13 protein-coding genes and 2 pseudogenes are annotated in these 19,712 nt (G+C 56.1%); 7 read left to right on the top strand and 8 right to left on the bottom strand.

Translation table 11 applies throughout. The annotated features are described in order from the left end of the window. Positions 1–33 precede the first annotated feature (33 nt). Complete coding sequence (locus MUN86_RS24340) at positions 34–1,722, bottom strand: glycoside hydrolase family 43 protein (RefSeq protein ID WP_245126023.1); 1,689 nt, start codon at positions 1,720–1,722, stop codon at positions 34–36. Between the two features lie 595 nt (positions 1,723–2,317). Between MUN86_RS24340 and MUN86_RS24335 the strand changes: the two genes are divergently transcribed. The 6 genes from MUN86_RS24335 (at position 2,318) to MUN86_RS24310 (ending at position 7,256) form a co-directional block, all read left to right on the top strand. Continuing rightward, positions 2,318–3,100, top strand: coding sequence for a rhamnogalacturonan acetylesterase (locus MUN86_RS24335; RefSeq protein ID WP_245126021.1), 783 nt, complete (start codon positions 2,318–2,320; stop codon positions 3,098–3,100). 78 nt (positions 3,101–3,178) lie between these two features. Continuing rightward, positions 3,179–4,129 carry a pectinesterase family protein gene (locus MUN86_RS24330; protein ID WP_245126019.1) on the top strand — a complete coding sequence of 317 codons (951 nt, stop codon included), beginning with the start codon at positions 3,179–3,181 and terminating at the stop codon, positions 4,127–4,129. 3 nt (positions 4,130–4,132) lie between these two features. Next, on the top strand, positions 4,133–5,143 hold the full coding sequence (locus tag MUN86_RS24325) for a pectinesterase family protein (RefSeq protein WP_245126017.1): 1,011 nt from the start codon (positions 4,133–4,135) through the stop codon (positions 5,141–5,143). A gap of 104 nt (positions 5,144–5,247) precedes the next feature. Then, a complete protein-coding gene (locus tag MUN86_RS24320; protein ID WP_245126015.1) occupies positions 5,248–6,378 on the top strand; it encodes a winged helix DNA-binding domain-containing protein in 1,131 nt (376 codons plus the stop codon). Between the two features lie 27 nt (positions 6,379–6,405). Next, complete coding sequence (locus MUN86_RS24315) at positions 6,406–6,678, top strand: arginase family protein (RefSeq protein WP_245126013.1); 273 nt, start codon at positions 6,406–6,408, stop codon at positions 6,676–6,678. Continuing rightward, positions 6,663–7,256, top strand: a complete 594-nt coding sequence (locus tag MUN86_RS24310; RefSeq protein WP_245126011.1) for an arginase family protein — start codon at positions 6,663–6,665, stop codon at positions 7,254–7,256. Before MUN86_RS24315 ends, MUN86_RS24310 begins: the two co-directional genes overlap by 16 nt. Positions 7,257–7,317: 61 nt before the next feature. Here the strand turns inward: MUN86_RS24310 and MUN86_RS24305 are convergent, their stop codons facing one another. After that, positions 7,318–8,694 (bottom strand): Gfo/Idh/MocA family protein, encoded by a 1,377-nt coding sequence (locus MUN86_RS24305; RefSeq protein ID WP_245126009.1) that lies wholly within the window; start codon positions 8,692–8,694, stop codon positions 7,318–7,320. Between the two features lie 462 nt (positions 8,695–9,156). On the opposite strand from MUN86_RS24305, the gene MUN86_RS24300 reads away from it, so the two are divergent. Further along, complete coding sequence (locus MUN86_RS24300) at positions 9,157–11,622, top strand: alkaline phosphatase family protein (protein ID WP_245126007.1); 2,466 nt, start codon at positions 9,157–9,159, stop codon at positions 11,620–11,622. Positions 11,623–11,950: 328 nt separating this feature from the next. Here the strand turns inward: MUN86_RS24300 and MUN86_RS24295 are convergent, their stop codons facing one another. The 6 genes and pseudogenes from MUN86_RS24295 to MUN86_RS24275 form a co-directional block, all read right to left on the bottom strand. Next, positions 11,951–13,171, bottom strand: coding sequence for a glycoside hydrolase family 88 protein (locus MUN86_RS24295; RefSeq protein ID WP_245126005.1), 1,221 nt, complete (start codon positions 13,169–13,171; stop codon positions 11,951–11,953). 69 nt (positions 13,172–13,240) lie between these two features. Further along, positions 13,241–14,415: pseudogene (locus tag MUN86_RS24290) on the bottom strand (alginate lyase family protein). Between the two features lie 94 nt (positions 14,416–14,509). Beyond that, positions 14,510–17,010: pseudogene (locus tag MUN86_RS24285) on the bottom strand (glycoside hydrolase family 2 TIM barrel-domain containing protein). Between the two features lie 84 nt (positions 17,011–17,094). Then, positions 17,095–18,246 carry an alginate lyase family protein gene (locus MUN86_RS24280; protein ID WP_245126003.1) on the bottom strand — a complete coding sequence of 384 codons (1,152 nt, stop codon included), beginning with the start codon at positions 18,244–18,246 and terminating at the stop codon, positions 17,095–17,097. A gap of 47 nt (positions 18,247–18,293) precedes the next feature. Next, complete coding sequence (locus tag MUN86_RS32805) at positions 18,294–18,530, bottom strand: RagB/SusD family nutrient uptake outer membrane protein (RefSeq protein WP_280640657.1); 237 nt, start codon at positions 18,528–18,530, stop codon at positions 18,294–18,296. Then, the gene (locus MUN86_RS24275; RefSeq protein WP_280640656.1) at positions 18,527–19,711 is read right to left on the bottom strand and encodes a RagB/SusD family nutrient uptake outer membrane protein; all 1,185 of its coding nucleotides are present in this window, start codon (positions 19,709–19,711) and stop codon (positions 18,527–18,529) included. The genes MUN86_RS32805 and MUN86_RS24275 overlap by 4 nt, the downstream gene beginning before the upstream one ends. Position 19,712 lies beyond the last annotated feature (1 nt).

The following is a 19,712-nucleotide window of genomic DNA, read 5'->3' as shown; positions in this document are numbered from 1 at the left end:
ACTCAGCGGAAGTAGAGCATCTGCACCGTGCCACTACTCGATTCTGAACCAGTCGATGTCCGTGTTGCCTGCATCGTTGAATTTAGCTGTACGCGTGCTGAAAAGACCAACTTTAGCCCCAATCCATTTACCTTCTCTGGCTTGAAATTCAGTGCCAAGTGGTTGAAACGTCTGCCCATCGAGGCTATAGCTGAATTGGCATTTGGCTCCGGCTTTCGTGGCCACGCGCAAATACAGCGGCTTTCCCGCATACGACGCGGGCACTTCCACAGGTGAGGTGCTTGTTTCGGCGCTCAGCTTGTCGGCATCTAGGCAAGTGCTTTGGCTAAGTTGCAGCTTGCCGCCTTGGTTGGTGATAGATAGGTACGCATAATTTAACCCCATCATCAAGAGCCCTACCCGCTCGCCTTCTAGGCGTGGCATAAAAGTGAGTTTGGTGGTGACGGTGAACACTTCAGCCGGCAGCTTTTGCAGCAGCAGATTGGGCACTTGCCAGAGGTTTTTAAACCCTTCGGGCAGCATCACCGAATACAGGCGCAGATAGCCTTCAGGCCCGTTGAGATAGGCCCAATAGTCCTGCGGATTGGCGTGCCACTGCCACTGCAACCAAAGCGTGCGGCTATTGAACTCGTCGGAGGTGGCGGGCGTGACACGCGGCTGTTCTTTGCCTTTGCTCTTGGGCTTGCGGTACGTGAGCACGGGCTGGCCTTTGCCGTCACCATCGGGGTCCTCACCAACCACGGGCCAATCGTTTTTCCAAACCATGGGCTGCAAGTGCACCACCCGGCCATACGGCCCCTGATCCTGGAAGTGTAGAAACCAGTCTTCGCCCGCATTGGTGTCAACCCACGCGCCCTGGTGCGGCCCATTGATGGGCGTCTTGCCTTGGTCCATTACTATCTTCTCTTCGTAGGGACCGTACACGTTTTTCGAGCGCAACACCAACTGCCAACCCGTGGGCACACCCCCGGCCGGCGCGAAAATGTAGTAGTAGCCGTTGCGCTTATAAAACTTGGGGCCTTCCAGCGTGGGGTGGTTGCGGTGCCCGTCGAAGACCAGCGCATCGGGGCCAGTCAAACTGAGACCGTCGGGTGCCATGGGGCTTACAGCCAAGATGGTCTTAATACCGGCGCGACTACCCGCAAAGCCGTGCACGAGATACGCTTTGCCATCCTCATCCCAGAGCGGGCAGGGGTCAATCCAGCCGCTGGCTTGCTTGACACACACGGGCGTTGACCACGGCCCGGCCGGGTTCTTGGCTTTGGTGACAAAAATGCCTAGGTCCGGGTCGGGGTAGTAGATATAGAACTCTTTGCGATGGTAGCGAATGGCCGGGGCCCACACGCCGTTGCCGTGCTGGGGCAGAGCGTAGCGCGCCAGCGGGGGCTGCTGCTCGAACACGGCCCCAATAATCGACCAGTTTACCAGGTCTTTAGAATGCAGAATCTGCAAGCCCGGCACGGCGTTAAAGCTCGACGAGATTAAGTAGAAGTCGTCGCCTACGCGGACAACATCGGGGTCGGAATAATCGGCGTAGAGCACGGGATTCTTGTAGGTACCGTTGCCGAGGTCCGGTACCCACACCTTCGACAGGGAAGAATCTTGCGCCTTCGCTGAGCCCCCCAACAAACTGAGTACCAGTAAAACAAGCAGTAGACCGGACCGGCGGAGCGCCTTTGCTAATACAACAGGTTGGGAGGGCCGAGCGCAAGCAGTCTTCATATCAGGGAGAGCAGAGGGAGGCATCAGAAGGTGCCCGAAAAGGGGAATATACCGCGCCAATGTAAAGGTTTATTGCAACTCTATTTCCACAAGAAATCAGGTAAGTAGAATGAAACGGCTACGTGTAACAGGGTAAATTATACTTTCTTGGTGAAAGGCCTTGCCTACAAAACGCTATATATTTTCATTGCTTAACCTAACATGCGTTTCAATAAAGAAAGGCTTAGCCACAAGCGTAAAATACGTTTATTCATCTAATTATCAGATATTTGAAATAAATTGAAGCTTTCTGATTTGCTGTTTACAAAAGCTTCAGAACAGAATCCGTTTCATAGCTGCGAATCGATTGGCAACGTTGCCGGCAACGTTGCCAATAGTATTTACCTGCATTTACTTACTTCTGATAAAAGTTCTATTCATATTTATCCGACAGGCAAGTACCGCTCCGCTAGTGATTTCTAATTTTCGAGTTTAACCCATACTGTACAGGTGAGTATGGCACTGGATATTTCTCATATTTAGTACGCTTGATGGCAGGCCGTAGTCAGATAGCTTGGATTGCCATGCGCGTTTACCTGCTCTCAACATTCTTTGTATGCGCAACTACCTTTTGAAAACTGTCGCCGGGCTGAGTTTACTTTGGCTGACTGCCTTTAGCTTGCCTCCTAGCAAAATCACGGTTTACCTTGTGGGCGACTCAACGCTGTCGATAAAGGAAACTAAGAACTACCCCGAAACGGGCTGGGGCATGCCCTTCGCATACTTTTTCGACGAAACCGTGACTGTGGACAACCGCGCCCAGAACGGTCGCAGCACCAAAACCTTCGTGGCCGAAAACCGGTGGCAACCAGTGGCCAGCGCCCTCAAAGAAGGCGACTACGTTTTCATTCAGTTCGGCCACAACGACGAGGTACCAACCAAGCGGAGCTACACGCCAGAAGCGGACTATAAGAACTACTTGGTTCGCTTTATCACGGAAACCCGCGCCAAAAAGGCAACGCCAGTACTTTTGACGCCCGTCGCTCGTCGCAAGTTCGACGCAGCAGGCAAAATAGAAGAAACGCACGCTGTCTATGCCGAGATTGTGCGCGCCACAGCCCGAGAACAGCAAGTCGCCCTCATTGATCTGGACCGCGAAAGCCAGGCGCTGCTCCAACAATTCGGTCCCGAAAACTCGCGGCTCCTATTCAACCAGCTCGCGCCCGGTGAGCACCCCAACTACCCCGACGGCAAAGAAGACAACACCCATTTTAATGAACTCGGGGCCCGCAAAATGGCCCAAATTGTACTAGCTGATATTCGCGCCCTCAAACTGGAACTGGCCAACCACATTGTACAACGCGCGGCTGCCAAAACCGTCGACCCACAGGCACGCTAGCTTCCCAAGCAGCTTGCAAAATCTCCGATTCCAGTTGCTGGGCCACCCGCTCTTACCCGCCTAGCCTCATTCTACTTCATGAAGCATTTTCTCTCTTTTGTATGCCTAAGCTGGCTGATGCTTGGGCAAGCGTTTGGGTACGACTTCGTCGTGGCCCAGGACGGCAGCGGCACCTACCGCACCGTGCAGGAAGCTTTCAATGCGGTGCCCGATTTTCGGAAGAAGGTGACCACCATTTTCATCAAAAAGGGTGTCTACAAAGAGAAACTGATTCTGGCTGGTTCTAAAAACTTGGTGAGAATCATTGGGGAAGACCCCACGAAAACGGTTCTGACCTACGACGATTACAACCAAAAGAAAAACATCTTCGGCGAAGACAAAGGCACGTCGGGCTCCTCAAGCATCTACATCTACGGCGGCGACTTTTCGGCCGAGAACATCACCTTCCAAAACTCTTCCGGGCCGGTAGGCCAAGCCGTAGCCGTGTGGGTAGCCGGCGACAAAGCCCGCTTCAAGAACTGCCGTTTCCTTGGCTTCCAGGACACGCTGTACACCTACGGCTACGGCAGCCGACAGTACTACCAAGACTGCTATATTGAGGGTACCGTGGATTTCATTTTCGGCAGCAGCACGGCTTGGTTCGAGCACTGCACCATCTTCTGCAAGCAGAATGGCTATGTCACGGCTGCTTCCACGCCCGACAGCACGCGCTACGGCTACGTGTTCAACCGCTGCACCATCACCGGCGATGCGCCAGCCAATAGTTTTTACCTCGGGCGGCCCTGGCGGCCCTACGCCAAAACCGTGTTTCTGAACTGTGAGCTAGGGCCACAGATCAACCCGGCCGGTTGGGACCATTGGGGCAAAGACAGCAACAAGCAAACCGCTTACTACGCCGAGTACAGCAATAAAGGCAAGGGAGCCCAGCCCAAGCAGCGCGTGCCTTGGTCGCACCAACTCACCGAGCAAGAAGCGAAACAGTATACTCCCGATGTAGTGCTACGCCACTGGAACCCCACCCAAGATTAACCGATGCTCTCTTCGAAATACCTATTGGCCAGTGTCGTTCTGTTAACGGCCTCTCCCCTACTCGCACAAGTTGCGCCTCCCGCGGCTACGCCTAAGCCTGTGGAAGCGCCGTCCTTCAACAAAGCCGTGCGCCTAACCGTCGCGCCCGATGGCTCCGGTGACTACCGCACTATTCAGGAAGCCGTCATGGCTGTGCGTGACTTTATGCAGGTGGAAGCCACCATCTTCCTCAAGAACGGCACCTACAAGGAAAAACTGCTGATTCCCTCGCAGAAGACGCATATCACCCTACTCGGCGAAAGCAAAGAAGGCGTCGTCATCACCTACGGCGACTACTCCGGCGACGCCGAGAAGCACACCACCTACACGTCCTCCACGGTGCGCGTGCAGGGCAACGACTTCACGGCCGAGAACATCACGTTCGAAAACTCGGCCGGTCCGGTAGGGCAGGCTGTAGCCCTGCACGTGGAAGGGGACCGGGCTATTTTCCGCAACTGCCGCATGCTCGGCCACCAGGATACGCTGTTTCTGGCCATTGAGAACAGTCGGCAATACTACCAGAACTGCTACATCGAAGGCACCACCGACTTCATCTTCGGGGCCAGTACGGCGGTCTTCGACCATTGCCTCATCTTCAGTAAGCGCGATTCCTACATTACGGCTGCTTCCACGACCCCACGCCAGCAGTTCGGCTTTGTGTTTCTTGATTGCCAGCTCACGGCCGCGCCCGAGGCCACGAAAGTTTATCTGGGCCGGCCTTGGCGGCCCCACGCCCGAACTGTTTTTCTGAACACTGACATGGGTGCCCACATCACTGCTACTGGCTGGGACAACTGGCGCAACCCCGACAACGAAAAAACCGCCTTCTACGCTGAGTTTAACTCGCGGGGCCTCGGTGCACCAGCCAAAGGCCGCGTGGCCTGGTCGCACCAGCTCAAGGCCAAAGACGCCAAGCAATACACCATCCAGAACATTTTCGGCGGACCAGCCGCATGGAATCCGCAACGGAAATAACACGGAAAACCAAAAGGCGAGCTTCTTACTGTTTGCACGTGGTGCTTGTAGCTATAAACGTACAGCTGCTAACTTACAGGTAGCTCATCAAGCATATCTGCCGTATGCCGCCACAAGAACAACCGGAACGAGATACGGTGCCCTTTGCTATTGCGCACCAACGGATGGCAAGCCAACGTATCGGGGCGGAAAAATGCGTGGACCCGACGGCGGTGGTGCGCTGCATGGGAGCCATGCAAGCGCAAGACTATGGGCAAGCAGTATGGGCCGTAGGTGTACGCACGCTGGCTTCGTCTCGGGTAGAAGTTGATCAGGCCATTAATGACAGAAACATATTACTGACGTGGCTCATGCGCGGGACCATCCATTTAGTATCTGCTGAGGATGCTCTGTGGATGGTACAGCTTTTTGGACCCAGGCTGCTGGCCGCCGCTAGCACGAGACGCAAGCAACTGGAGCTAGATCAAGCGGTTATCACCCGAACCAAGAGCCTATTCCAAGAAGCGTTACGTGGCGGTCAACCGGTGCCGCGTTCTGCTCTTATGCAGGCACTAACGCAAGCGGGGATCAGTCCGCAAGGCCATCGCGGGTATCATCTGCTCTGGTCGTTGGCACTAGAAGGCTTTATCTGCTTTGGACCTCGGCAAGACAACGAGCAGACATTCGTGCTGTTAGAGGAGTGGCTGCCAACCCCTCGAAACTTATCGAGAGAAGAAGCACTAGCCGAACTAGCCACCCGCTACTTTACCAGCCACGGCCCGGCCACTCTACACGATTTCGCCGGTTGGACTGGTCTACCTATGGCCGAAGTCCGGCAGGGCCATGAAGCCATCAAAGCCAACCTACAAACAGAGAAAGTAGCGGGCAGTACCTTGTGGTGGTCATCCTCATCGGGCCTTACCGCCCTAGCTGAGCCACCCAGGGTTTGCCTGCTGCCCGGCTTCGACGAATACCTTCTCGGTTACAAAGACCGTAGTGCGGTGTTGGCCACCGAGCACTCAAGCCAACTATGCCCCGGCGCCAATGGCATATTCAAGCAGATGGTTGTAGTTGATGGGCAAATTGTGGGCACGTGGAAGTCGAAGCCAAGTAAGACCACAGTTGAAATCGACGTACATGGTTTTCTACCAGTGCGCATATCACATACTGAGCTTGAACGTGCTGCCGCGCAGTATTGCCGTTTTCTAGGCGTATCGCTCGGAGCTGTGACGCTCAGCGGAAAGCTGACCGCCTAGGCGCTTCATTTTCTGTTAATTAGCTGTATGGATGTCTCTTTGTTAGTAGTGCCTTACGATTCGGCTCGTGAGTCTTGGAGTATGGGCGCAGGACCAGCCCGCCTGCTGGCGGAGTTGAAGCCGCAGTTAGGGTATGCCGGCCACCGGTGCATTTCCGAAGTTATCAGGCTTCAGGACCCGTCCCCGACCGAAATCAATTCCAGTTTTGCTTTAAACCGACAATTGGCCGAGCAGGTTAGGCAGGCACATACTCAAGGCCGTTTTCCGCTGGTATTGGCCGGTAATTGCGGGCATCGTTAGGCGCGGTAGCGGGCTTGCCTTACGAAGACGTTGGGGTCGTGTGGCTGGATGCGCACGGCGACTTCAACACCCCCGAAACCAGTGAAAGTGGCTTTCTTGATGGCATGGGCCTCGCTGTTCTTACGGGGCAGTGCTGGCAACCGCTAGCCTGTTCGGTGCCCGGCTTCAAACCCGTACCGCCAACGCGCGTGCTCCACGTCGGCGGCCGGAACTTTGATACACTAGAATTAGCTGCCCTCCAAGAAGCTGGCGTAACCTTGCTAGCACCCGAGCAAGTGAGCGCGCAAGTTGCCAACGCGCTAACACTTTCAGTAAAGGCCTTGGCTGCGCAGGTAGCTCACTGCTATGTACATATAGACTTGGACGTGCTTGACGCCAAGCAAGTAGGCCGTGCTAATTCGTATGCTTCCGCTGGCGGCTTGACACTGGCGCAGGTGCTTGCCGTCTTGGAGACCGTGCAACAGCAACTGCCGATTAGCGCCGTTACCTTTGCTTCCTACGATCCACAAGCAGATATGCACGGACAAGTCCTTGCCGCGGCCTTACGCATCGCGCAGCAATTATTGCCGTCCGCTTAATAAGTCGCTTTGCTTGGCCGTGCCCGCTGGGCGGCATTCACCCAGCGGGCACAGCATAAGCTTAGCCTAGGTGCCAACCCGTGCGGTACTCACGCTTCACAAAGCGGTTAACCTCATCCAGGTTGGTTACCTTCATTTGATTGTTGTCCCACAGCAATTCCACGCCGCGACCAGGATACGTCATGCCCTGGCCGTTGACATTCGGACGTTGCAAATCGTAGCCTCGAATAGCGAGGTTGGCCATGAGCAGTGCTTCTGTTAAAGGGCCTGCCAGCTCGAAAGGCGAACTAACTTGCTTGTTGCCATAACCGGCCAAGCAAGCTTCCACCCACTGCCCATAGTGGCCGTTAGCGCCTCCGGGTACGCGGGCCAAGGTTTGCTTCACCTTCACTTCTTGGGTGCGCGAGGTAGGCAGCAAGCGCGGATCCGCCGAGTAAGTGCTGGCCATCATCTTGCCTTTCTTACCCACGAAAAGAATGCCATTGCCTCCGTCGCCAAATACTTCGTTGGGGCCTAGCTCGTCGGGGCGCTCAGGCTGGATGCCACCGTCCATCCAATGCACCGTTACTTCACCATTGGTTTTGTTGGTTTTCGGGAAGGTGAGCGTGACGTGGCTGGAGGGCGGGCAGCTTTCGGGGAAGTAGCCGCGCTTGAATTCGTCGACGTACACGCTGCCTACGCTGGCTTGTACAGCCGAGGCGTATTGCAGATTCAGCACGCGGAAAGGCGCTTCCAACAGGTGGCAGCCCATGTCGCCAAGGGCGCCGGTGCCATAGTCCCACCAGCCGCGCCAGTTGAAGGGCACCAGCTTATCAACATACTCTCGGTAAGGCGCCGTACCGAGCCACAAATCCCAGTCTAGTTCCGCGGGCGTGCTTGCTTTAGCGGTAGGCCAGGCAATGCCCTGCGGCCACACGGGCCGGTCGGTCCAGCAGTACACCGTATGCACGTCGCCGATGATTTTGGCGTCGTACCACTCCTGAAGTTGCCGTACGCCGTCGTTGGAGGCACCTTGGTTACCCATCTGGGTTACCACTTTGTAGCGTTTGGCGGCTTCGGTCAGGGCGCGTGCTTCATGCAAGTCGTGAGTTAAAGGTTTTTGCACGTACACGTGCTTGCCGAGCTGCATGGCGGCCAAGGTCACGACGGCATGGTTGTGGTCGGGCGTAGACACCGAAACCGCGTCGATATTCTTGCCTTCCTTGTCGAGCATTTCCCGCCAATCCTTGTAGTACTTGGCTTGTGGGAAAGCTTGCACAGATTTGGCTGCTCGTCGGGTGTCAACGTCGCACAGGTAGCCGATGCGGGCTTTACCGGTTTTGGCAAACGCTGCTATATCACTTTCGCCCTTGCCTCCTACTCCCACGCCGGCTACTACCAACTGGTCGCTCGGGGCGGTATAGCCGCGCCCCCCGAGCACAAAGCGCGGAACAATCATGAAGGTGGCCACGGCCGCTGCGCTTTGTTTGATAAACTCGCGGCGTGATGAAGAATCGGGGTTTGGCTCATAACAGTGGGGTAGGACGAAAGATGGGAAAAACTAAACGGGGAAAAGATACGGAATTGTCTCGCTTATTCCTTGTTCCTTTCCCGCTAAGCTAAATCGTTTTTGCAACGAATAGAAATTACATGCTGATTTCCGCCGTATTTCTATCGTTTTACTGGTTAAGCTTTACCATTCCAGCCACATAAATCGGCTATAACGTACAGGTTAGCTTATAGAAAACAAAGAAACAATTGTTCTAAAACTACCCTTGCTGCTAATCAATCGAGGAGCATAACAAAATGGTAACTTCCCGCCGGACATCTAGAATCCTGATGGGACGCTAGCTTTGGCCTAGCTTCTGGCTAATTCAGGAGCGCAAGCAGAATTCTGTTACCCTTGTTTTCTCCCTGCTCCGTGCATACCACTCATAAGATACTTTTTGGCTGTTGGCTGGCACTCAATGCTGCCACTGTGTTCACAACGCAGGCACAGCAACCCGTTTTCACTAGCCAGGCGGGCCGAGTGCTGCTGCCCAATGGCTGGTACTTAAGCCCGGCTGGCACCAACTCATTGCCGCTCGGTGACTTGCCACTGAACCTGCAAGTGTCGCCCAACGGGAAACTGCTGGCAGTTACCAACAACGGGCAGAGCCAGCAGACCATTCAGCTGCTCGATTCGAAAACCGAAAAGCTGCTCGATGAAAAGGTAATTGCCAAATCTTGGTACGGCCTGAAGTTCAGCGCCGACAGCAAGCAGCTTTATGCATCCGGTGGCAACGACAACATTATTCTGGTTTACAACACGGCAGGCAACAAGCTCGGTCCAGCGGATACCCTCCGACTGGGTAAGGCGTGGCCTAAAGACAAAATCAGCCCCACTGGGATTGAACTGGACAACAAGCGGCATTTACTCTACACTGTCACCAAGGAAGACAACTCGCTGTACGTAGTGGACACCCGTACCAAAGCCACTGTCAAAAAGGTGGCGCTAGGGCACGAAGCTTACGGCTGCTTACTGTCACCCGACAAGAAAACGCTATATATCTCGCTCTGGGGCGGCGACAAGATAGCATTCTACGACACTCAAACGGGGCAGTTAACTGGCGAAGTTGCCACAGAAAGTCACCCCAATGAGTTAACTCAGACCCGCAATGGCCGGTACCTGTTCGTGGCTAATGCCAACGACAACTCGGTTTCGTTGATTGACACCCGCGCCCGCAAGGTGTTGGAGGTTATTTCCACGGCGCTGTACCCAACTAAACTCACGGGCTCTACCACTAATGCGCTGGCGCTTTCGCCTGACGAGAAGACCCTCTACATCGCCAACGCCGACAACAACTGTTTGGCGGTGTTCAATGTCGCTACACCGGGCAAAAGCTCGGCTCGGGGCTTTATTCCTACGGGCTGGTACCCGACGAGCGTGAAAGCCTTGGGGCGCAAAATTCTGGTTGCCAACGGCAAAGGTTTCTCGTCCTTGCCTAACCCAGCCGGTCCGCAGCCCGTGAAGAAAACCGACAATAGCGGCTCCCATACGGGCATCACGGGGCAACAGCAAGTGCAGTACATCGGCAGCTTGTTTAAGGGCACTTTGTCGTTTATTCAGCAACCCGACGAAACGCAGCTAACTGCCTATTCCAAGCAGGTGTATGCCAATTCACCTTTCACAGGCCAAACAAAAGTCAAGAGTACAAGCGAGGCAGGCAACCCCATTCCGAAGCAGGTCGGAGAAAAGTCGCCCATCAAGTACGTGTTCTATGTGATCAAAGAAAACCGCACCTACGACCAAATTCTAGGGGACATGCCCGAAGGCAACGGGGACTCGACCTTATGCATATTCCCCGAGAAGGTTTCGCCCAACCATCACGCGCTGGCTCGCGAGTTTGTGCTGCTCGACAATTTCTACGTGAATGCCGAAGTAAGCGCCGATGGCCATAACTGGAGCATGGCCGCTTACGCCACCGACTACACCGAGAAAACCTGGCCCACCAACTACGGCGGCCGCGGCGGCACCTACGACTATGAAGGCACCCGCAAAATTGCCTACCCCCGCGACGGGTACATTTGGGACTACTGCCAACGGGCAGGCCTGAGCTACCGCAGCTACGGTGAGTTTGCCGACAATGGAAAAGCCACCCTCAAGTCGCTGGAAAACCACATCTGCCCGAAGTCGCCCGGCTTCAACATGGACATCAAAGATGTGGAGCGGGTTCGGATTTGGAAGCAGGACTTCGACTCGTTGTTGGCGAAGGGTGCCGTCCCGCAGTTCAGCACCATCCGGCTCAGCAACGACCACACCAGCGGCCAACGCAAAGGCAAGTACACGCCCATTGCGGCCGTCGCCGACAACGACTTGGCCCTCGGGCAGTTGGTGGAGCACTTATCGAAAAGCGCCATCTGGAAAGAGACGGCCATATTCGTGCTGGAAGACGACGCGCAAAACGGGCCCGACCATGTGGATGCGCATCGCTCGCCGGCTTTTGTTATTAGCCCCTACACGCGCCGCAACAGCGTCAACCATACGCTCTACTCCACCTCCGGCATCTTGCGCACCATGGAGCTGATTCTCGGCTTACCGCCAATGAGCCAATACGATGCCGCCGCCTTGCCTCTCTCCGACTGCTTCACGGCAACGCCCACACTGACCCCATACCAAGCAAAAGCTGCCCGCGTGAACCTAGATGCCCGCAATGTGGCCTGGAACAAAAGCGCGGAAAAGTCGGAGCGCTTCAACTTGGCTAATGAGGATGCCATTCCGGACTTGGAACTGAACGAGGTAATATGGAAGGCCATCAAAGGCGAAAACGCTGTGGCTCCGGCTCCCCGCCGTGGCGCTTTCCTACAGCTAGAGCAAAAGCGCAAGGATGACGACGATGACGATTGAGGTCTGAGCTCAGCATTCATACTGCCACAGCCCACGTGCATTTCAAGCTGGGTGTGATTTACCGGAGTCGAAGATCTGGTGTGCTGACTTTGCTAAACTAGAGGTCATGCTGAGCGTAGCCGAAGCATCTCGCGTGCTGACGTTGCCTAACGATACCTTTTATGCTGAGCTTGTCGAAGCATCTCGCACGCATCGTTGACCCTACAAAAGAGTTTACCACACTAGCGAGATGCTTCGACTTCGTTGCACTCCGCTCAGCATGACTAGTATAGTTAGGCAACCAGCACGGCAGAGTAAGCAAGGCGAAAACCGTAATTCGAAATAACTTCTAGCGCTTCGAGACACTGTTAACCGGGCCGAGGGTCTTGCGGCGTAGTAAGGCTTCCATAAAGTAATAATCGGCGTAGATGAGCGGCACGTCTACTTCGCTGTTGGCGGGCTTGGAACCGGTGCTGTGCAGCAGCAGAAACCCACGGCTGCCGCCGGGCTTGGCGGTGTAGTGCTTGGTCAGGCTACTCATGATCTTGTCGGCTTTGCTACGGTAAAGGGCACCGTTGGGGCTGTAGGTGCTTAGCTCGTAGAGGCCCGAGGCCATGACGGCCGCGGCCGACGCATCGCGCGGTTCGTTTGGAATAGAGGGGGCATTGAAGTCCCAGTATGGAATCAGGTCTTTAGGCAGATTGGGGTGGTTGAGCAGGAAGCGGGCTACGTTCTCGGCCTGCGTGAGGTAGGCTTTGTTTTTGGTTTCGCGGTAGCACATGGTATACCCGTAGAGGGCCCACGCCTGCCCACGCGCCCACGCCGATTCGTCGGCGAAACCTTGGTGCGTGTTTTTCTTAACTACTAGGCCAGTGAGCGTGTCGTAGTCGACGACGTGGTAAGAGCTGAAGTCGGCCCGGAAGTGGTTGCGCAGTGTGGTGTTAGCGTGGCTGACGGCTATTTTGTAGAACGAGGAGTCGCCGGAGATGCGGGTAGCAGCAAACAGCAACTCCAGGTTCAGCATGTTGTCGATGATGACCGGATAGCCCCAAGTTTCGCGGTGATGGTCCCAAGAACGCAGTGCTCCTACTTTCGGGTTGAAGCGCGTGCTCAGCGTGCGCGCTGATTGCAAGATGACGTCCCGATAAGCAGCGTCTTGTGTGAGGCGGTAGCCGGTCCCGAAGCTGCAATACACCTTAAATCCCATGTCGTGGGTAGTGGCATTGGTTTTCTCGGGCTCGATATTGGCGGTATAGGTCTTGGCCGCCGTGCGCCATTTTTCCTGACCAGTCGCTTCGGCTAGCAGCCACAGATAGCCAGGGAAAAAGCCGCTGGTCCAGTCGCGCGATGCTACTAGCACCAGTTCTCCGGTGGGCGTGAGCGTGCGTGGCGACACCAGCGCGGGTTTGCCGGCCGCTGCGGGCTTCGCTTGCGCGGCCTGCGGTACCTGTTCTAGCAAAAGAGCAGCCTGTGTTTCGGCCAGTCTTATGGTTTTTTTGGGCAGCGCCGCTTGGCCCAGTGCTTGGGTGGACAATAGTGCTAAGGCTAAGCCGATGCGTATGGTTTTCATTGCAGCTTGCTCTGAGAGTGTAGCTCCTGCGGAGAAACCGGGAGCGGATAGAAAAGAGAAATCAACCAACTAGTTCAGCCAGATGAGGGGGTTACGGACGGGCAGATTACGAATCACTTCTTCCACCTCGGGGCGTGTTCTAGGCGCTGCCAAGTGGCAAACCAGTCTTTGTTGCCAAACTGCACGGCTCCCATCACCAGAAAGGGCTGCGCTACCGGCCAGCTGTCCCAGTACATCACATCTTTGGCGAAAGGCCACTTCTGCTTGTCGGCCACATAAGGATACAGATACTCGATGCCCCGGCGGATGCTGCGCCCATCAGTGGTTTGGTAAGCCCAAAGGTTTTCGCGCTTGTCGCTCAGAATCTGGCAGATCATGGCCATGGCATCCAGGTTGAACAGCGAGTAGCCGTATGGTTTAGTGCGTTTGGTCTCCAGAGGGAAAGAACCGTCGGCGGCCATTTGGGTGGGCAGGAGCACGGTTTTGTACCGCTCCCGGCAGAAGGTCAACAGTTCTTGGTTGCCTGTGAGTCGGGCAAAAGCGGCCACCTGCATCACCCAACAGGTGCCGTGATTGTTGGCAGCATTCATTTCGTCTTTGCCGTATTGGTGCGTCGTAAGCCAAGTGAGGTACTGCGCAAACCAGTCCTTGATACTCGTTACATCTTGACGGTTAATACCCTTGGCTTGTTCAAACACCAACACACCTTGCGCCACTTCCAGCAGCTGGATGGTGTCGATGATGCCAATGCCGCGCCCCGTAAAGCGCCCCATTATAGCCTGCGCATACTGCAACGACGGGTTCATCCGCGTAGCCGGGTCCGTAAACCAAGCCCGCAAATGCACCAAGGCATGCCGCGCGTACTGCGCATCATGGGTAAGCTGATAAGCAGAAGCCAGCGCACCGATGATGCGACTAAAACGAATCATTGCTTGCCGGTGCGCCACGAAGTTATCGGGGTTGGTGAGGCCGTCGCGCTGGATGTAAGGCCCAGTAGGGTTAGCGGGATCGGGCCACCAGTAGTCACCTTCAGAAAAGAAGTCGTGGGGGCCGCCGGCACTACGCGCACTGGTGCTGCTCGTCACCGTGACGGGTGCTTGCTGCAGCGCCCAAGCAGCCTGCGCCAGTACCTGCGCCCGCAGTATCTCTGCCGCCTGCCGCTCCAGCTTGCGGTCCGGGCGCCGTGCTTCGCTTAGAAAGGACGCAAGCAAGAGCAACACGAGATAAAGCGTCTTTCGATTCATTGGAAATGACTAGCAAACCAAATTGGTTGTCATGGTTTTCTTAACTGGTGTAGAGCCGTGCCACTTAGCTACACCGCTCCCTAATGCTGCCTTTTCACAGCGTCAACAAAGCCGTTTCCAGCCCCGGCGACTGCACCGCCACGGCCGTTTTGCCGGGCTGCGCCGCCAGCCGAATGATAGCCCGGCCGTTGTAGACCTGCACTTTGCGGGAGCCGCTACTCGTGCCCAAATCGTCGAGCAGCTTGCCCGCCCCGGCTAATGAAAATTCCACCCAATTGGCCGCATCTAAGCACGGCACGCCTTCGGCATCGAACAGCTTCACTTCCACCGTGGTTAGGCCGTTGGCTTCAGCTACTTTTTGCAACGTAAGCTTAGTAGGCTTGCCCCATTTTTGGGTTTGGTAGCGGAAGCTGATGTTGTCCTGCACGGCCTGTTTGCCTTGGCGGGCCACCACGCGCAGTTGGTTTTCACCGGTCACAAAGGGGACGTTCCAATGCAGGCCTGCCGCCGGGAAGTCTTGGCTGTCGCGCTTTTTCACGCCGTAGCTTTTGCCGTTCACGAACAGTTCAGCTTCGGCACAGTTCGAGTACACTTTCACCATTTTCAGCTCGCCTTCTGAGCCCCAACGCACCGGCCAAGAGTGCCCGTAGAGGTGCACCATGGGCGTTGTGGTCCAATACGACTGAAACACATAGTACGCCTCCTTGGGCGTAAAGTCACGCTCGACCACACCCTTCTGGTTCATGTAGGGAATGGGGTTGTCGGGGCGTACGGGCGTAGAGAAATCCTTGAAGGGCCAGTAGGCGGTGCCGCTTAGCCAGGGCATCGTTTCCTGCTCTTTGAGGTGCCAGTCTACTAGATTGCAGAGGTAGCTTTCGCTCCAGTCGCCGTCTTTGGAGACGCGGGCACTGCCGCCAAACAGGGAGGCGTCGCCAGCTCGCTCATCAGCTTCTTTGCTGGCCGTGATTTCTGCCAGCGCATTATCGGGGTTTTCGGAATGTCGGCCGGCGTGGCTGTCGCCGCCCATTCCACGTGCAGCAAGCGCTTCACTCCTTGAAATTCTTTCTCGGTGGCTTCCTTGTAGTCGGTGTAGATGCCGCGGTACCAGCCGGCCCAGATCGAGGGCGAATACACGTCCACAATGTCTTTGCAGAAGTCGCAGCGGCGGATGGCGGTGTAGCGCGAGCGGTCCAGTTGGTGCGACAAGTCGTTGAGTTCGGTCATGAAGGCTCGGATCTTTTGCTTGTCGAACTCGGGAAAGTCACCGGGCCAGTCGTTTTCATTGCCTAGGCCCCAAATGATGATGCTTGGGTGGTTGTAATGCTGCTGCACCATGTTGGTGAGCATGCGCTTGGCCTGCGCTTGGTACGCCGGACCGCCGAGCCCGCCGCGGCACCACGGAATTTCCTCCCACACCAGTATCCCGAGCGAGTCGCAGAGGTTGAGCACGATGCGCGACTGTTGGTAATGACCCAACCGGATGAAGTTGACCCCCATCTGCTTCATCATCACCATCTCCTGCCGAATCATGGGTTCGGTCATGGCGGCGGCCACGCCGGCGTGGTCTTCGTGGCGGTGCGTGCCGCGCAGCAACAGGCGCTGACCGTTAAGCTTGAACGGTCCTTTCTCCACGAAATTGGCGTGCCGAAACCCTACTTTCTCCTGCCGCTGATACGCCTGCAAACCAGTACCCACCGTGACGGCCACGGTATAGAGCTGCGGCCGTTCCGGCGACCACAGCTGCGGGTTCTTCACCGCAAATTGATGCACCTCCACTTCCTCTGCTGATACAGGAAGCTTACCTAGGTATTTGCCGACTTGCTTACCCCGCGGGTCCAGCAACCGAACCACCACCGGAACCGGCGCTATGTTGGGTGCTGCAATCGGAAGGAAGCTCGCTTTCAGTGCCAACGAGCCCGCTTTGCCCGCGGCATCTACCTCAGCCTTCACCGATAAGCATTCCACCGACACAGCTGGCAAGTACTCCAAGTTCAGGTAGCGGTACAAGCCTCCATACACATTGAAATCCGATAGATTGGAGGGTATCATCTCCAGGTCGCGCGAATTGTCGCAGCGGATGCTGATTGGGATTTTACCCTTGAACTGCTCTTTGTAAGCCGCCGTTTTTTGAAAGTCGGCTATGGCTTGGGTGAGGTCCACGGTCCACTCGTCGTAACCGCCAACGTGGCTGCCCACTTTGGTGGTGTAGAGGTACACGTCGGTTTTCTGGCCCGCGCCTTCGAAATGCAGACGGGTCCGGCCGTTGGTGTAGGGGTTCTGCACGTCCAGTTGGGTGCGGTACCAGCCAGGGCCCTGGTAATAGTTAGCACTAGGATCCACGGCGTCGCGGGCGTTGAAGCAGTGGGGCAGCGTTACGGTTTCCCACAGCGGCACACTCTCGGGGTTGCCGGCGCCTACGGGCCGTACAGCTTCCCATACGCCACCCAAGTCCTGCTGCACGTACTCCCAACCGGTGGTCAGGCGCGTGAAGCGCTGAGCGAAGGCGGGAGCTACACTTGCTAGTGCAACGAGCAGAGCGGCAATCAGTTTGGTTTTCAACACAGTACTATCTGTCCAGTTCGGTTGTCGGGCCATATCCTTGCGCTTTCACGCCGAAGTAAAGCCAGACAGCCGATGATTTGATGTGTTCTAGTATTTGATTTTCGACTAGCAAGGACTTCAGATAGCCCAAGGCGCTGCCTGAAAATCAGGGTACAAAGCCAGTATTTGCGAGGCATTTAACGAGGAATACTCTTGCGCTGCCCGTTGGTAAAGCATCAGGGCCGTTTCGTTGGAAGTTGGCGTAACGTCGGCGCGTTCTAGCTGCTTTTCCCGCAGCAAATACGGTTGCAACCACGTCACCGCTTTGCGAAGGCCGCGGCCATCGGGCGTGCTGTAGTTCCATAAGTCTATGCCGACGTGCCGGGCCAAAACGGCCAGCTGTACCCACCCTTGCAGATTCATGGAGGTATAATTCCAGGGCCGGGTACGGTCGAGTTCCAGCGGCTGCGACCCGTCGGGAGCAAATTGTACGGTCACGCGTGGCAACGTCTGGCTTTCAATGGTGCGGCGAGCCAAGGCTTTGTTGCCGACAAACAAAGCAAAATCCACCACTTGTAAATCGTAGAATGTGCCGTGGTTGTTTTTGTTGTTGCCTTCGGCTTGGCCGAGCTTGCTAGTGGTCAGCCACTCCATGTACTGACCGAACCAGGTTTTCAGGCCGGATATTAGCTTTGCGTCCACACTGGTGCTACCGTCAAGCAAGGCAAGTGCCTCCGGGATTTCCACCAAATGGCGCGTCTGAATGATGCCGTAGCTGCGGCCGTCGGTCGTGCCGGGAATGCCTTGCCCGAAGTTCAAGTTCGGGTTCATGCGGGTGGCCGGGTCCAGGAAAAAGGTACGCAGCTGCTGGCTGGCCTTGGTTGCGTACTTGGCGTCGCCAGAGAAGTAATACGCTAAGGCCAACGTCTTCACATCCTTGCACACGCCGGCTAGGTTGGCATCATCTTTCATGGCTTTCGCCTCCGGATTCACCAACCCATCTTTTTGGATGTAGGGCTTGCCATCGGGCTTGTTGGGGTCGGGCCAGAAGTAGGGCGCCTGCGACATGAAGTCGTGCTTGTCGCCGCTAGGGGGCAGCTTCGTTTTGGTGGTTATAGTGTATAGCTCGTGCTCTAGCGCTTGGTCGGCTTGCCCAAGCAGGGACTTAACTTGCTGCGTTTCCTGCTTGCCCCCGCGCTTGTAAGCAGTTTTGTAGGCGGCCATCTTGGCGCCATCGAGCAGCAGGAAGGGCTGAGCCGGAGTCGCTTGCGCGGCTCCGGTTGCGGCCATCAGAATCCAAACCAGGAACCTAACGGGCCATTTGCTAACGGCACCCATTAAATATGACCGGGGTTTTGGGTCAGGTTCTGGTTCAGCAGCAACTCAGGCTGTGGTATCGGGAACAAGTAGTACTTGTCGTCGACTACGCGCGTAGGCGTGCTGGCTTGCACGGCTTGGCGCAACCGCTTGAACCGCACCAAATCAAACCAGCGGTGGCCTTCTTGGCACAATTCCCAAGCACGCTCCCTCACCAGCAAATCCACGAAGGCATCCCTGGTAGTGGTGCCTGTCAAGGGGCCAAGCCCGCGCGAGTCCGCACGGCGTTGATGCCCTGATATTTGGTAGCGTCGTTGGCGTTCAAATTGTTAAGCGCCTCCGACTGCATGAGCAGCACGTCGGCATAACGCGTGATCAAGTAATTGACCCGAGAATCGTTGACGATGCGCTTGGAATCACGAAACTTGTTAAAGTAGTAGCGCGGCAAGGTGGTCGAGCCGGCTTGGTTGCTAATGTTCCAGGCCCGGCGCACGTCGGTGGCGGCATAGGAAGCCACGAAGGCATCTTCTACCGTGAACGTGCCGAGGCCGCTGAGCTGCGAAGGCAAAAATTGCCGCACAATGATGCTGCCCGTGTTCGGAGGCAAGTCAAACTGAATCGAGAAGATGTGTTCGGGGCCGTTCTCCTTGTCCGGGTCGAATACGTCGCCGTACACCGGCAGTAGGCGGTAGGTGTTGGACCCGATAATCTTGTTGCAAGCACTGAGGGCATTCTGATTGTCGGTGCCTTGCGCGGCAGAACTGCTGGCGCGGGTCAGGTACACTTTCGCCAGCAGGGCGGTAGCGGCCCCGCTCGATACCCGGCCTTTTTCGCCGGCGGGTATCTGGTTTTCGGGCAAGCAATTCGCTTCAGCAAACTGCAAGTCCGTAATAATTTGGTCGTAGACCTGCGCTAGCGGGGCGCGGGGTGGCCGGATGTCGTCGGAGGGACCTTTTACGGTGGCCAGCACCAAAGGCACGTCGCCGAAGCAGCGCACCAAGTCGAAATAGCCCATGGCCCGCAGGAACCGTGCATTGCCCTCGATGTTGTTGCGGCGCGCTTCGTCCATGCTCACGCTCGGCACTTTCTCGATAACGTCGTTGGCCCGGTTGATCATCCGGTACGTGTTGGTCCACCAGCTGTTGATTTCGGTGTTGGTGGACGTGTAGGTGAAGCGCGAAAGTTGGGCCCGCTCGTCGGTGCTAGACCCTACCCGAATCAGGTCGGCGGGTAGCTCCGTGATTTGCCAGCCGGTGCGGCCGAAATAGGTTTGGGGCAACAGAGCGTTAAACACGCCGTTGAGGCCAGCCACGGCGTCGCCTTCACTTTTGTAGAAGTTTTCGGCGGCAATAAAATCGTAGGGCTTTTCCTCCAGGAATTTCTCGCAGGAAGAGAGACTCAGCATCGCCAAGCCCAGCAGGATGGTATATTTTTTCATC

This window comes from Hymenobacter volaticus, from assembly GCF_022921055.1.
GTDB lineage: Bacteria > Bacteroidota > Bacteroidia > Cytophagales > Hymenobacteraceae > Hymenobacter > Hymenobacter volaticus.
Note: the sequence above shows the minus strand (reverse complement) of the source record. Positions and strands in the feature narration are given on the sequence as shown.